12 protein-coding genes are annotated in these 14,081 nt (G+C 65.8%); 8 read left to right on the top strand and 4 right to left on the bottom strand.

From position 1 onward, the window contains the following. The first annotated feature begins 3 nt into the window (after positions 1-3). From ACFE7D_RS03050 to ACFE7D_RS03035, 4 genes are read left to right on the top strand one after another with little or no spacing between them, the layout of a single operon-like run. Positions 4-378 carry a poly(R)-hydroxyalkanoic acid synthase subunit PhaE gene (locus ACFE7D_RS03050; RefSeq protein WP_375393994.1) on the top strand — a complete coding sequence of 125 codons (375 nt, stop codon included), beginning with the start codon at positions 4-6 and terminating at the stop codon, positions 376-378. Positions 379-398: 20 nt separating this feature from the next. Further along, the gene (locus ACFE7D_RS03045; RefSeq protein WP_375393955.1) at positions 399-1,466 is read left to right on the top strand and encodes an alpha/beta fold hydrolase; all 1,068 of its coding nucleotides are present in this window, start codon (positions 399-401) and stop codon (positions 1,464-1,466) included. Beyond that, entirely contained in the window at positions 1,463-1,996 is a 534-nt protein-coding gene (locus ACFE7D_RS03040) for a GNAT family N-acetyltransferase (protein ID WP_375393954.1), read from the top strand. The genes ACFE7D_RS03045 and ACFE7D_RS03040 overlap by 4 nt, the downstream gene beginning before the upstream one ends. Before the next feature lie 47 nt (positions 1,997-2,043). Next, on the top strand, positions 2,044-2,832 hold the full coding sequence (locus tag ACFE7D_RS03035; protein WP_375393953.1) for an esterase/lipase family protein: 789 nt from the start codon (positions 2,044-2,046) through the stop codon (positions 2,830-2,832). Between the two features lie 102 nt (positions 2,833-2,934). Here the strand turns inward: ACFE7D_RS03035 and ACFE7D_RS03030 are convergent, their stop codons facing one another. The 4 genes from ACFE7D_RS03030 to hisS all read right to left on the bottom strand — a co-directional run bounded on the left by ACFE7D_RS03030 (position 2,935) and on the right by hisS (position 7,735). Then, on the bottom strand, positions 2,935-4,089 hold the full coding sequence (locus ACFE7D_RS03030) for a DUF4167 domain-containing protein (RefSeq protein ID WP_375393952.1): 1,155 nt from the start codon (positions 4,087-4,089) through the stop codon (positions 2,935-2,937). Between the two features lie 119 nt (positions 4,090-4,208). Continuing rightward, on the bottom strand, positions 4,209-5,051 hold the full coding sequence (prmC, locus tag ACFE7D_RS03025) for a peptide chain release factor N(5)-glutamine methyltransferase (protein ID WP_375393993.1): 843 nt from the start codon (positions 5,049-5,051) through the stop codon (positions 4,209-4,211). Positions 5,052-5,294: 243 nt separating this feature from the next. Further along, a complete protein-coding gene (gene prfA, locus ACFE7D_RS03020; RefSeq protein ID WP_375393951.1) occupies positions 5,295-6,371 on the bottom strand; it encodes a peptide chain release factor 1 in 1,077 nt (358 codons plus the stop codon). Next, positions 6,368-7,735, bottom strand: a complete 1,368-nt coding sequence (gene hisS / locus ACFE7D_RS03015) for a histidine--tRNA ligase (RefSeq protein WP_375393950.1) — start codon at positions 7,733-7,735, stop codon at positions 6,368-6,370. Before hisS ends, prfA begins: the two co-directional genes overlap by 4 nt. Before the next feature lie 50 nt (positions 7,736-7,785). On the opposite strand from hisS, the gene ACFE7D_RS03010 reads away from it, so the two are divergent. The 4 genes from ACFE7D_RS03010 (at position 7,786) to ppc (ending at position 13,932) form a co-directional block, all read left to right on the top strand. Then, on the top strand, positions 7,786-8,436 hold the full coding sequence (locus ACFE7D_RS03010) for a DUF1345 domain-containing protein (protein ID WP_375393949.1): 651 nt from the start codon (positions 7,786-7,788) through the stop codon (positions 8,434-8,436). Between the two features lie 67 nt (positions 8,437-8,503). Then, a complete protein-coding gene (locus ACFE7D_RS03005) occupies positions 8,504-10,426 on the top strand; it encodes a M61 family metallopeptidase (protein WP_375393948.1) in 1,923 nt (640 codons plus the stop codon). Between the two features lie 103 nt (positions 10,427-10,529). Continuing rightward, positions 10,530-11,096 carry an inorganic diphosphatase gene (gene ppa / locus ACFE7D_RS03000; RefSeq protein WP_375393947.1) on the top strand — a complete coding sequence of 189 codons (567 nt, stop codon included), beginning with the start codon at positions 10,530-10,532 and terminating at the stop codon, positions 11,094-11,096. Between the two features lie 151 nt (positions 11,097-11,247). Continuing rightward, positions 11,248-13,932, top strand: coding sequence for a phosphoenolpyruvate carboxylase (gene ppc, locus ACFE7D_RS02995; protein WP_375393946.1), 2,685 nt, complete (start codon positions 11,248-11,250; stop codon positions 13,930-13,932). Positions 13,933-14,081: the final 149 nt, after the last annotated feature.

The following is a 14,081-nucleotide window of genomic DNA, read 5'->3' as shown; positions in this document are numbered from 1 at the left end:
GACCTGCATCTTCACGCCGACTATGCTGCGATGACGACGCCGTCCGATCCTGCAGCATTCTTCCGCCAGATGCTCGGCGAATGGGAGAAGATGGCGAACGGCTTCGGCGGCGAAGCGATGAAGTCGGAGGAATGGGCGCGCGCGATGCACGGTGCGTCTGCTGCGACCACCAACATGCAGGCGACGCTGAAGGGCGTGATGGAACGCGCGCTTGCCGCCGCCAACATGCCCAGCCGCACCGAATTGGAGGATGTGTCCGCGCGCCTTGCCCGGATCGAGGCATCGCTGGCCCGGATCGAAGCCGCGATGACCAACCCGGCCCCCGCCGTACCCGCCCGCCCTGGACTTGCACGAACGCGAAAGCCGCCGGCCGCGTGAGCGGCACCGCCGGGTCTTGAATGGCGACGTTCCCCGAACTCTATCTTGGCGCGCAACGTGAATTAAACCGGGCGATGCAGCGCAATCTGGCGGGGCCCGGCTATTTCGCGACGAGCGGCCCGATGCTGGGGGCGACCGCCAAGGACGTGCTGATCGAGCGCGGAACGATGCGTCTCTACCATTATCACGCGCGTACCGACGAGATATACCGGGTGCCGGTCCTGCTGGTCATGGCGACGACCAACCGCGGCTATATCTTCGACATGATCCCCGGGCAGAGCCTCGTCGAATATCTGCTCGACGCGGGTTTCGATGTGTTCATGCTGGACTGGGAAGCGCCGCGGATCGACGAACGACGCTTGAGCCTGGAAAGCTATGTGCTCGACTTCCTTCCGGCCGCGGTTGCGCGAGTCGCAGAGGAAACATGCGAACCCGATGTGTCGCTGATCGGCTATTGCTTCGGCGGCGTGCTGTCATTGCTATGGGCTGCGCTCGCGCCCGAAGGCGTGCTCGCCAACCTTGTCACCTTCACGACCCCCATCGATTTCTCGGCGATGGAGATGTTCCAGAACTGGGCGGACAAGCGCTTCTTCGATGTCGATTCGCTGGTCGAGGCGTTCGGCAACTGCCCTGGCGACTATCTCTACACCGCGTTCGACATGCTTCGTCCGGCCGCGCGGCCCGCGCAGCATCTGCGCGTGCTCGACAAGATCGACGACGAGGCGTTCGTGAAGTCGTTCCGCATGTTCGATCGGTGGAACACCGACACGCTGCCGCTGGCGGGCGAATATTTCCGTCAGATGGTCAAGCTGCTGCTGTGGGACAATCGATTGTTTCACGGCACGCTTAGCGTCGGCGGGATGCCGATCGATCTGAAACGCATAACCGCGCCGTTCCTGCACATCGCCGCGCAACACGACCATATCGTTCCCACCCAGGCGTCCGCACCGCTGATCGACATGGCCGGGTCCGCGGACAAGCGCGAGATCATGCTGAAAGGCGGGCATGTAAGCGTCGTCGCAGGGCCCAATGCGGTGCACCGGATGTGGCCAGCGCTCGTCCAATGGCTGGAGACTCGGTCGACATGAGCTATACTATCCGCCGCTTCCAGCCCGACGACCGCGACGCGATGCTGGCCTTTGCTCGAAGCCTGCCCGAGCATGATCTGTTGTTCCTCGGCCGCGATCTGCGGCGCCCGCGCGTCATCGAGGCGTGGCAGGGCGCGATCGTCGAGGGCCGGATCGACAGCCTGATCGCCAGCGACGGCGGTTCACTCGTCGGCTCGGCCGCTCTCGTCCGTGATCCGCTGAGCTGGAGCGCACATGTCGGCGAGGTTCGGTTGCTGGTCGCCGGCGATCGTCGTGGCGCAGGATTGGGCCGCGACCTGCTGGAGGCGATCTTCGCGGTCGCCGCGGCGCATGGCCTCGCCAAGCTGACCGCGGCGATGACCACCGACCAGCTGGGATCGATCGCGCTGTTCGAAAGCCTCGGCTTCCGCGCGGAGGCGATGCTGAAGGATCAGGTCCGCGGTCGCGACGGCGTTACGCATGATCTCGCGATCCTCGCCCATGATGTCGAACGGACGACGCAGCGCAATCGCGCGTCCGGCGTCGAATGAACCTTCACCATCTCGGCGCGTACGGTTCGGGTAACCAGGAGACCATGATGGCGACAGCAGCCCCTATCGATGAAGTCCGCGCTCCGTCCGCATTGCTGGCGTTGACCGAATTGCCGCGCGCGCTGGCCGAATTGGGATCGCTGTCGCTCGCCGCCCCGCTGCTGGCCGGTGCGCCGAAGGGGGACGGCCATCCGGTGCTGGTCCTGCCGGGCTTCGTCGCCAGCGATGCATCGACCGCGGTGCTCCGCCGGTATCTGAAGCAATTGGGTTATGACGCTCATGCCTGGGAACTGGGCCGCAATTTCGGGCCGCGCGCGATCGGCCGCGAGGGCGAGAAGCTGGTGGAACGGCTGCGCGTGGTGCACGAACGGACGGGCGAGAAGGTCAGCCTGGTCGGCTGGAGCTTGGGCGGCGTCATGGCACGATTGCTCGCGCGCCGCGCACCCGACGCCGTGCGGCAGGTCATCACGCTGGGATCGCCTTTCGCGGGCAGTCCGAAGGCGTCGAACGTCTGGCGTGCGTATCAATTGCTGACCGGGCAGAAGATCGACGACGCGCATACCAAGCGGCAACTGGCGGAGGTCGCCGCCCCGCCGCCGGTGCCAGCGACCGCGATCTACAGCCGTGAGGACGGCATCGTCGCCTGGCAGAACTGCCTCGAGCCCGCCGGTCCGGAGAGCGAGAACATCCAGGTGCGTGGCAGCCATTGCGGATTGGGGGTCAATCCGGCGGTGTTATACGCGATCGCCGACCGACTGGCGCAACCGCTGGACGGCTGGCGTCCGTTCGCCGCCAAGGGGCTGATGGGCCTGATGTATCCGAGAGGAAACGCCTGAGGGTGTAGACCGCGTTATTGCGGCCCGTCCGGACCCGGAGCCGCAAACCATATCGCCTGCAGTCCGTGAATGCCGAGACAGGCCCGGCATGACGACGGACGCCTATTCCGCGGCCGTAACCTCGGAATCCGTCCGCGGCGTGCGGCGGCGGCGCGGCTTTGGGGCGTCTTCGCCGGTGTCGTTCGATGCGGCCGGCGACGCACTTAGCGACGGCGGCAAGCGGTCTGCCTCGACCGTCGCCGGAACATCGGCCGCGACGGGAGTCGCATCACGACGCGGACGACCGCGGCGGCGGGGGGCCTCTTCGGACGACGGTACATTGACTGTGGCCGCCTCGACGACGGGCGCAGTCACCTCTTCGCGCGGCTGTGCGCGCTGGCGATCGATGCGTGGCGCGCGTTCGGCGCGCGGCTGGGCTTCGCCACCGCCTTGATCCTCGCGCGGGCGACGGTCGTTGGCGTTGGCGTTGGCGTTACCATTACCGCGCGGCTGGTCGGCGCGCTGTCCATCCTGACGCTCGTAGCGCTGCCCATCCTGGCGATTGCCATCTTGGCGCTGACCTTCGTAGCGCTGGCCGTCCTGGCGGCCATTGTCCTGGCGGCCATTGTCCTGGCGCTGATAGTCGCGTCGCGGGCCGTCGCGGTTCTGGTCGCCCCGACCCTGGTCGCGACCCTGGTCGTTGCGGCTGCCGTCGCCCCGCTGACCATCGTTCCGGTTCCCGTCATACCGCTGATCGCCGGCCTGTTCGCCCGAACGGATCGGCTCGCCCTCGGCCCCGAAATCGTCCTCGCCGTCAGTGTCGTAGCCGTCGTCGAACGCATCGCTCGCCTGCTGGCGGCGGGGCTGGGTATCCTCGAACCGACTGCGCTGTTCGCTCAGCACGCGGAAATAATGGTCCGCGAATTGCAGGTAATATTCGATATTGACCCGGTCGCCCGATTGCTGCGCGTCGCGGGCGAGGTTCTTGTATTTCTCGTGAAGCTGGGCTGCATTGACGCGCGCGCGGCTGTCGATGCGCTTGCCGTTGTCGCGACCCTGGCCGCCGCCCTGACGCGGATTGCCACCGCCGCCACCGCTGCCATTATTGTTGTTGCCACCACGACCGCGACGGCGGCCGGCTTGCCGATTATTGATCAAGCTTGTGTCCTCGTCCTCAAAACCAACACCGGTCTTGCTCGAAATCCATGATGCAAACCCCCGACCGCGCGCCGTTGCCGGCACACCCGGTCTGCCACGGCCACCGGACAGCAGCGTCATGACGAGGGATGCGGGCCAACGTCCAAAATCAACAGCGTCTGTCGAATTTGCGTGCCCCTGTAGGGCGCATTAGCGGGTCAGGGGCCTCTACTACAAGTGAATTGTTGGTTCCGACCACGTTAAATGCACGTCGCGACCAGAACGCGTGGTCGGCCGCCCAGATCGATGCGGCAGACAACCGCGAACCCCTCATGCTCCAGCAACTTGGTGACCGCCGCCGCCTGCGTCCGGCCAATCTCCAGGATCGCCGCACCACCCGGCACGACGATACGGCGAAGCGCGGGTGCAAGGCGTCGATAATCGTCCAGTCCGTCCGGCCCGGCGAATAGCGCGCCCGCGGGTTCGTAGGCGCGCACTTCGGGCGGCAAGTCGGCGTCGGTCTCGACATAAGGGGGGTTCGCGACGACGAGATCGAACCACGCGTCGATCGCCGCCGCCCAGTCGCCCTGCACGAACCGCGCACGCCCCCCCGCCCCCGTCGCGCGCGCATTCGCGGTGGCATACCGGAGCGCTGCGGCGGATCGGTCGATCCCAAGCCCGCGCGCATCAGGCCATTCGGCCAGCAGCGCCAGGAGCAGCGTGCCGGGGCCGGTGCCGAGGTCGAGCATCGTTGCCGGCGGCTTGTCCTGAAATCGGTCGATCGCAGCCTCGACCAGCGTCTCGCTGTCCGCGCGCGGCACCAGCGCGCCGGGGCCGACCGCGAGATCGACGGTCCAGAACCCGCGTCTGCCGGTGATATAGGCAATGGGCTCGTGGGCCGCCCGACGTTCGACCAGTGCAGCGAATGCCGGGGGGACGGGGCGGTCGAGGTCGAGCAGCAGTGCGTTGCGCTCGATCCTCAGCGCGTGCGCCATGAGGAGTTCGGCATCGAGCCGGGGGGTGGCGGAAAAGGCGAAGCGCGCGGCGGCGGCAGTGAGGGCTTCTCTTGCTCCCCCTCCCGCTTGCGAGTGCGAGGTGAGCAGCGCCCCGCGCTTTTCAGGCTGTGCCGGGGGCACAGCCGACCTCGCACCGGGGCCGGGGGGTGGGGGCTCCACTCGTTTCATGCGGGTCGCTCGCGGCGAGCGACCGCCCACCCCCCGGCCCCCTCCCGCAAGCGGGAGGGGAAGAAGTGCAGCCCGCCGCGGCAAAGCCGCGTCGTCGGACGGGGCGGGCGGCCCCGCCGGCCGCGCTTGGGCGGGTCTTGCCGCACCATACGGCAAGCCGCCCTACGCGGCATCCAACGTCGCCAACCGCTCCGCCTCGTCCTCCGCGATCAGCGCGCCGACCAGCTCGCCCATCTCCCCCGCCAATATCTCCGGCAACCGGTGAAGCGTCAGGTTGATCCGGTGATCGGTCACGCGCCCCTGCGGGAAATTATACGTCCGGATTCGCTCCGACCGATCCCCCGATCCCACCATCGATTTCCGCGCGCCCGCCCGCTCCGCATGCAACCGCTCGCGCTCCGCCTCGTACAGCCGCGTCCGCAAGACACGCAGCGCCTTCGCCTTGTTCTTGTGCTGCGACTTCTCGTCCTGCTGGATGACGACGAGGCCGGTCGGGATATGCACGATCCGCACCGCGCTGTCGGTCGTGTTCACCGACTGCCCGCCCGGCCCCGACGACCGGTAGATATCGATCCTGAGGTCCTTGTCCTCGATCTTCACATCCACCTCCTCCGCCTCGGGCAGCACCGCGACGGTGGCGGCGGAGGTGTGGATGCGCCCGCCCGCCTCGGTCACCGGCACGCGCTGCACGCGGTGGACGCCGGATTCGAACTTCAGCTTGGCGAACACGCCCTGCCCCGTGACGCTGGCGACGACCTCCTTGTAGCCGCCGGCATCGCTGTCGGATGCGGAGATCAGCTCGACGCGCCAGCCCTGCCCCTCGGCATAGCGCTGGTACATGCGGAACAGGTCGCCCGCGAACAACGCCGCCTCATCGCCGCCGGTGCCGGCGCGGACCTCCAGCATCGCGGACCGTTCGTCCGCCGCATCGCGCGGCAGCAGCGCGAGCGCAAGACGGCGATCGGCGGCTTCCAACGATTCGCGATTGGCGTGCATCTCCTCCGCCGCCATCGCGCGCAGTTCGTCGTCGGCGTCCTGCGCCATATAGGCCAGGCTGTCCGCCTCCGCCCGCAACCGCCGCACCTCGGTTGCGGCCTGGGCGACGGGTTCGAGTTCGGCATATTCCTTCGACACCTGCACGAAACGGTCGCCGGGAAGATCGCCGGTCGCCATGAGCGCGGAAAGCTCGTCGCGCCGCGCCTCGATCTGGCGGATGCGGTCTGGGGAGATGGAGGTCATTTGTCCGAAAGATCTATCTGCAAGAGCCCAAGATATTCTGCAGTTTCATCCAGCGGCTGCTCGCGGATCAACAATGCATTGACCAGACTGGAGACGCCGTGTGGACTTTTGGCCTTGTCGTCGTCGGAACGGTAAAGATCGACACCCATTTTCGTATGTAAGGACATTTCGCCAGCCCGGACAGTCAGGATTGTACTTGCATCGCCCTTCTGCGCTTTCTCAAACTGCTTCCTCCGGTTTGGTTTAAACGAAACATCGATCCTAATGTCCCGGCACTGGTAGCTTGGATGCGACGCGGCAGCAGGTGGGAGCGCTTGGCGGAGATAAGCAGCTAACGCCGTGGCTTTTGGAATAGCTAATTCTCCGTCGGCGATAATGACGATGACTTCTGGCTTGGCTGCTGCCTCCCCCACCAACATCGCCAGCCGCTCCACCCCCGCAGCCCAGCCGACCCCCGGCGTCTCCGGCCCGCCAAGGCTCCCGATCAGCCCGTCATACCGCCCCCCGGCCAGCACCGTCCCCTGCGCGCCCAGCCGGTCGGTCACGAATTCGAACGCGGTATGCCGGTAATAATCGAGCCCGCGCACCAGCCGCGGGTTGCGCGTCCAGGCGACGCCCGCCGCATCGAGCCCCGCGGTCACCGCATCGAAGAAGCCCCGCGCCTCAGGCGTCAGATACGCATCGATATCAGGCGCCGCGTCGGCGATCGGCCGGTCGCGCGGGTCCTTCGAATCCAGGATTCGCATCGGGTTCTTCTCGAGCCGGGTCACGCTGTCCTCGGACAATTGCCCCCGATGCGCCTCGAAATGCGCGACCAGCGCCGCCCGCCACGCATCGCGTGTTTCCGCATCCCCCAGCGTATTAAGCTGCAAGGTGACCCCATCGGCGATACCCAGTTCGTGCAGTAGCTGATCCGCCAGCACCAGCAGCTCGACATCGGCGGCAGGCTCGGCCGCACCGATCACCTCCGCGTCGATCTGGTGGAATTGGCGATACCGCCCCTTTTGCGGGCGCTCGTAGCGAAACACTGGACCGGATGTGGTCAGCTTCAGCGGCGCATATTGCTGCCACCCTTCCGTCAGATACGCGCGCGCGATCCCGGCGGTGAATTCGGGGCGCAGCGTCAGCGAATCGCCGCCGCGGTCGGGAAAGCTGTACATCTCCTTCGACACCACGTCGGTCGTCTCGCCGATCGATCGCGCGAACACCTCGGTCGCCTCGAACACGGGCACTTCGACCCGCTGGAAGCAATAGAGCGCGCGGACTCGCTCGAACGTCGCCAGCACGTGGGCGAAGCGCCGCTGTTCGTCGCCGAAGATGTCCTGGGTGCCGCGGACGCGCCGCGGGGTCTCGATACGTGCCATAGTGGCAGCGGTATCTAGGCGAGCGATGCGCCAAGCGCTAGCGGTTGCGCATGGCCTTCAAACTCGACCTCGGGAAGCGGATCGCTCCGCCCCGCTTCATCGCCTTCATCGCGATCTTCGCCGTCGCCCTCGTCGCGCTGCCCGGGCCGCTGGGGCTCGGGCGCGGAACGATGCTGGCGTTCGACATCGCGGCGATCGTCTTCCTGGCCTCGCTCGTACCGCTGATGCGCCACGACAATGCGGACCGGATGCGGAACCGGGCGAAGACGAACGACGCGAACCGGACGATCCTGCTTGGTCTGACCTTCGCCACGATCGCCGTTATCCTGGTTTCCATCGCGAACGAGCTTCATGTCAAAAACGACAAGGCGGCGATCTTCATCATCATCGCGACATTGGTACTCGCATGGCTGTTCACCAACATCGTCTACACACTTCACTACGCGCACATTTATTACAGCGACGAGGATGCGGACGGGCAGGACAATGGCGGCCTCGAATTCCCGCATTGCGATACCCCCGATTACTGGGACTTCGCCTATTTCAGCTTCACGCTGGGAATGACGTTCCAGACATCGGATGTCGACATGACCAGCCGCACGATGCGCCGGGTCGCGCTTGGTCATTGCATGATCGCATTCGTCTTCAATATCGGCGTGCTGGCGTTCACGATCAACGTGCTTGGCGGCGGTGGCGGTTAAGGCGCTGGACGACGGGCCTTTCGTCCGCCTACACCCCCGCGGTCGATTTCCCGGCGAAAGGCCTTTCATGAACGCTCGTCTCGTCGCCGCTCTGCTAGCGTCCACCATTGCCATCGCCACCCAGGCGCAGGTTCCTGCGGGCAATTCCGCCCCGCAGCCGGTGCCGTTCACGACCACGATCCCCGAACCGCAGGACGTGATGTATCCCGGCACGATCGAACTGGCGGTCGATGCGACGAACACCGGACAGGGCATCTTCACCGCACATGAGATGATCCCCGTCGCGAAGGCCGGGCCAATGGTCCTGCTCTATCCCAAATGGCTGCCCGGCAACCATTCCCCCTCGGGCCAGCTCGACAAGCTCGCCGGGCTGACGATCCGTGCAGGCGGCAAGCTGATCCCGTGGACGCGCGACCCGGTCGACGTCTACGCGTTCCACATCGACGTGCCGCAGGGCGCGAGGAAGATCGAGATCGACCTGCAGTTCCTGTCCGCGACGAAGCCAGATCAGGGCGCGGTCGTGATGGGCAAGGACATCCTTCGCCTGCAATGGAATTCGGTGAGCCTGTACCCGGCGGGCTATTTCACGCGCGATATCCCGATCAGCGCGACGGTCAGATATCCGCAGGGCTTCGCCGCCGCGTCCGGTCTGCCGTCCCGCGCCAACGGAGCCAATTACGCCTATCAGACGACCAACTACGAGGTGCTGGTCGATTCTCCGACGATCGCCGGCCGCTATTACAAGCCGATCGCGCTGTCGCCCAACGTGACGCTCGACACTTTCGCGGACAACGCCGAACAACTGGCGACGACACCAGCGCAGGTCGATGCGCACAAGCGGCTGGTCGACCAGGCAGTCAAGACCTTCGGCGCGCAGCATTACGACAATTATCATTTCCTGTTCGGTATCTCCGAAGAGATCGGCGGGATCGGGCTGGAACATCACCGCAGTTCCGAAGACGGCGTCCGCCCCGGTTATTTCACCGAATGGGATATGCAGACGGGCGCGCGCAACCTGCTGCCGCACGAATACACGCATAGCTGGGACGGCAAGTTCCGTCGCGGTGCCGACCTGTGGACGCCGAACTTCAGCGTGCCGATGCGCGATTCGCTGCTATGGGTCTATGAGGGGCAAACGCAGTTCTGGGGCTATGTCCTGCAAGCGCGGTCGGGGCTGGTGTCGAAACAGGATACGCTCGATCAATATGCATCGATCATGGCCAGCTATGACGCGGCACCAGCGCGGCAATGGCGCGATCTCGTCGATACCACCAACGATCCGATCATCTCGCAGCGCCGGCCGAAGGGCTGGAACAGCTGGCAGCGCAGCGAGGATTATTACAACGAGGGGCTGCTCGTCTGGATCGACGTCGACTCGCTGCTGCGCGAAAAATCGGGTGGTGACAAGTCGATCGACGATTTCGCGCGCGCGTTTTTCGGCATGCGCAACGGCGATTATGGCGAGTTGACCTATACCTTCGACGATGTGACGGCGACGCTGAACGGGATCGTGCCCTATGACTGGGCGGGCTATCTCCACCAGCGACTGACCGAGCACGCTTCGGGCGCGCCGATCCAGGGCTTCGCGCGCAACGGTTATCGGCTCGTCTACACCGACACGTCGACCAAATCGTTCAAGCAAGGGGAAAAGGCGCGTAAACTCGCCGACCTTACCTATTCGGGCGGCTTGGTCGTCAACGCGACGGGCGACATCACCGGCGTCACCTGGAACGGCGCGGCGTTCAAGGCCGGATTGGACGTCGGCACGACGATCGTCGCGGTCGGCGACATGGCCTATTCGGACGATCGGTTGAAGGCGGCGATCACCGCGGCGAAGACCAGCAAGGAACCGGTGAAACTGACAGTCAAGAGCGGCGACGCATATCGCATGGTCGCGGTCGATTGGCATCAGGGTCTTCGCTATCCGCATCTCGAAAAGATCGGCACCAGCGATGGCGGGCTGGACCTGTTGCTCGCACCGCGGCCCTGATCGACGGTACTTGGCGTGCCTGACGGCAGGCGCGGGACATAAACTCGACGGGCCCGCGTTCCTGCGTTAGGCCCGCTCGCCTTCAGCAGTAAAAGGACCGATTATGCGGATCGACCTGATCCCCACTGGCAAGAATCCACCGAACGACCTGAACGTCATCATCGAGGTCCCGACCGGCGGGGAGCCCGTAAAATACGAGTTCGACAAGGCGTCCGGCGCGCTGTTCGTCGATCGTATCCTGCATACGCCGATGCGCTACCCGGCCAATTACGGTTTCGTGCCGCACACGCTCTCCCCGGACGGCGATCCCCTCGATGCGCTGGTCATCGCGCGCTCCCCGTTCATCCCGGGCTGCGTCGTGCGCGCGCGCCCAATCGCGGTATTGAATTTGGAGGACGAGGCCGGCGGCGACGAGAAACTGGTCTGCGTGCCGGTCGATTCCACCTTCCCTTATTATTCGAACGTCGGTGGCCGCAGCGACATGCCGGAAATCGTGTTCGAGCAGATCGAACATTTCTTTACCCATTACAAAGACCTCGAAAAGAAGAAATGGGTCCGCGTCGGCAAATGGGGGGACGCGGACGAGGCGCGCCAGATCACGCTCGAGGCGATCGATCGCTACGAAGCGGAGAAGAGCCGGGGCAAGGAAGCCGACCCGGTCGCAACCTGAATTCTGCCGACGTCACTCGGATCGACTACGTCTCCCCGGTCTTGAGCCGGGAAGACGAGTAGGCATGCCGTCTATCACGACCGATCCTGCCGACACGATCATTCCCGTCTCCAGTTGACCCCGCCCCCCGCCGCAGCGAAGCGTCCCCGAAATGGCCAGCCTACCCCCGATCGCGAACAACCCCGATATCCGCTTCCTCGGAGCGCTGCTCGGAGACGTCATCCGCGATTATGGCGGTGCGGACCTGTTTGCCGCGACCGAAGCGATCCGGCGGGCGTCGATCGACCGCCACCGTAGCGACCGTGCGGACGAACCGGCATTGGGTGCGCTGGGGCTCGACAGGCTCGGGCCCGACGAGACGCTGGATTTCGTTCGCGGTTTCATGCTTTTTTCGATGCTCGCCAATCTGGCGGAGGATCGCCAGGGGATCGCGACCGACGATCATGCCGATCTGTCGTCGGCGATCGCGGCGCTGGCGAAGGAGGGTATCGACCGCGCGCAGGTCATGACGCTGCTCGACCACGCGCTCGTCGCCCCCGTCCTCACCGCACATCCGACCGAGGTGCGGCGCAAGAGCATGATCGACCACCGCAACCGGATCGCGCAACTACTCGCGCTCAAGGATGCGGGGCGTGACGAGACACCCGACGGCGACCTGGTCGAAGACGCAATTCGCCGCCAGATCGCCTTGCTGTGGCAGACGCGCGTGCTGCGCCGGGAAAAGCTCTATGTCGCCGACGAGGTCGATACCGCGCTCAGCTATCTGCGCGACGTGTTCCTGCCGACGCTTCCGGCACTTTATCAGCGCTGGGACCGGGCGATGGGCACGCGGGTGCCGAGCTTTCTTCGCCCGGGCAGCTGGATCGGCGGCGACCGCGACGGCAATCCCTTCGTCACCGCGGAATCTCTACGCACCGCGCTTGCCCGGTCGAGCGCGGCGGTGCTCGAATATTATCTGACGGCAGTCCATGCGCTTGGTGCGGAACTGTCGATCTCGAGCACGCTCGCTCAGGTCGATGACGCGGTCGAAGCACTCGCCGCGGCAAGCGGCGACGGCGCGGAAAGCCGGCAGGACGAACCCTATCGCCGCGCCTTGTCGGGCATCTATGCGCGCTTGACCGCGACACACGCCGCGCTGACCGGCAAACCCGCGCCGCGCCCCTCCCTGCTGCCGGGCGAGCGCTACCCGGACCCCCAGGCGTTCCGCGCCGATCTGGTCGCGCTGGCCCATGCGCTGTCCGCCCAGATCCCGCTTCGCTCCGGCGGCGCATTAGGGCGGCTGATCCGCGCTGTCGATACGTTCGGTTTCCACCTCGCCACGCTCGACATGCGGCAGAATTCCGCAGTGCACGAGCGCGTGGTCGCCGATCTGTTCAAGGTCGCAGGGGTCGAAGCGGAGTATCTCACGCTGGACGAAGCGGCACGCGTGCAACTGCTGCGCCGCGAACTCGCCAGCCCGCTCCCGCTCGCCAGCCCCTATGCGACCTATGCGGAGGAAACCCAGGGCGAACTCGCGATCATGCACGCCGCCGCCGAGGCGCACGCGACCTACGGCACGGGGTGTATCGCCAACTATATAGTATCGATGGCGCAGTCGGTCAGCGACCTGCTCGAGATCCAGCTGATGATGAAGGAGGTCGGCCTCTACCGCCCCGCCACCGCCGACGCCCCCGCGACCGCCGCGGTGATGGCGATCCCGCTGTTCGAGACGATCGGCGATCTGGAGGCCGCGCCCGGCATCATGACCGACTGGTTCGCGCTGCCGGAGGTCGCAGCGCAGGTCCGCGCGCGCGGCCATCAGGAAGTGATGATCGGCTATTCGGACAGCAACAAGGACGGCGGCTATCTGACGTCGACCTGGAGCCTGTCGAAGGCCTCGACCGCGCTGAAGCCGGTGTTCGAGGCGGCGGGGGTCGGCATGCAGCTGTTCCACGGGCGCGGCGGCGCGGTCGGGCGCGGCGGCGGGTCCGCCTTCGCGGCGATCCGCGCGCAGCCTTCAGGCACGGTGCAGGGCCGCATCCGGATCACCGAACAGGGCGAGGTGATCGCGGCGAAATACGGCACCCGCGACAGCGCGGCGAAAAGCCTGGAGGCGATGGCGTCTGCCGCGCTTCTGGCGAGCCTGGAGCCGTCGCGGCTGTCCAACGCGGAGAACAAGGTTTTCGCCGATGCGATGGACACGCTGTCCGACACCGCGTTCCATGCATATCGCGATCTCGTCTACGGGACGGAGGGCTTCCGCACCTTCTTCCGCCAGATGACTCCGCTGACCGAGATCGCGGGCCTGAAGATCGGATCGCGCCCCGCCAGCCGGACGAAGTCCGACGCAATCGAGGATCTGCGCGCGATCCCCTGGGTGTTCAGCTGGGCGCAGGCGCGCGTGATGCTGCCCGGCTGGTACGGTGTGGGAGCTGCGATCGACGCGTTTCCCGACAAGATGTTGCTGGCGGAGATGGCCGCGGACTGGCCGCTGTTCGCCGCGACGCTGGCGAATCTGGAAATGGTGCTGGCGAAATCGGATATGGAGGTCGCGGTGCATTATGCGGGCTTGGTGGAGGATGCGGGCCTGCGCGACACCGTGTTCGGCCGGATTCGCGACGGCTGGCACCTGACCCGGGACGGACTGCTCGCTGCGACGGGCCAGTCCCGGCTGCTGGAGAAGCACCCGGCGTTGGAGGCCTCGATCCGGTTGCGGCTACCCTATATCGAACCGCTCAACCTGCTGCAGATCGAACTCCTCAAACGCCACCGCGCGGGCGAGGTGGATGCGCGGATCGGCGAAGGCATCCTGCTGTCGATCAACGCAATCGCGACCGCGCTGCGGAATTCGGGCTGAGTTCCCACCCCCTTCACCCCTCCCCGGCGAAGGCCGGGGCCCAGCTGCGGGCTTCTGGGTTATAGGGGCAGCCCTTTCCGACCAAAACCGTGGCGCCTAGAGTCGCTTTCTATTTATTTGAATCGCCTGGGGGATTCCCAATCGGCTTG

The sequence above is a fragment of the uncultured Sphingomonas sp. genome (genome assembly GCF_964244235.1).
GTDB lineage: Bacteria > Pseudomonadota > Alphaproteobacteria > Sphingomonadales > Sphingomonadaceae > Sphingomonas.
This window is presented reverse-complemented; position numbering and strand designations above follow the sequence as displayed.

Excerpts from the sequence above, each read along its gene's own strand:
- ACFE7D_RS03045 (WP_375393955.1), top strand. The coding sequence starts at position 399 with ATGGCGACGTTCCCCGAACTCTATCTTGGCGCGCAACGTGAATTAAAC.
- ACFE7D_RS03040 (WP_375393954.1), top strand. The coding sequence starts at position 1,463 with ATGAGCTATACTATCCGCCGCTTCCAGCCCGACGACCGCGACGCGATG.
- ACFE7D_RS03035 (WP_375393953.1), top strand. The coding sequence starts at position 2,044 with ATGGCGACAGCAGCCCCTATCGATGAAGTCCGCGCTCCGTCCGCATTG.
- ACFE7D_RS03030 (WP_375393952.1), bottom strand. The coding sequence starts at position 4,089 with ATGACGCTGCTGTCCGGTGGCCGTGGCAGACCGGGTGTGCCGGCAACG.
- prfA (WP_375393951.1), bottom strand. The coding sequence starts at position 6,371 with ATGACCTCCATCTCCCCAGACCGCATCCGCCAGATCGAGGCGCGGCGC.
- hisS (WP_375393950.1), bottom strand. The coding sequence starts at position 7,735 with ATGGCACGTATCGAGACCCCGCGGCGCGTCCGCGGCACCCAGGACATC.
- ACFE7D_RS03010 (WP_375393949.1), top strand. The coding sequence starts at position 7,786 with ATGGCCTTCAAACTCGACCTCGGGAAGCGGATCGCTCCGCCCCGCTTC.
- ACFE7D_RS03005 (WP_375393948.1), top strand. The coding sequence starts at position 8,504 with ATGAACGCTCGTCTCGTCGCCGCTCTGCTAGCGTCCACCATTGCCATC.
- ppa (WP_375393947.1), top strand. The coding sequence starts at position 10,530 with ATGCGGATCGACCTGATCCCCACTGGCAAGAATCCACCGAACGACCTG.
- ppc (WP_375393946.1), top strand. The coding sequence starts at position 11,248 with ATGGCCAGCCTACCCCCGATCGCGAACAACCCCGATATCCGCTTCCTC.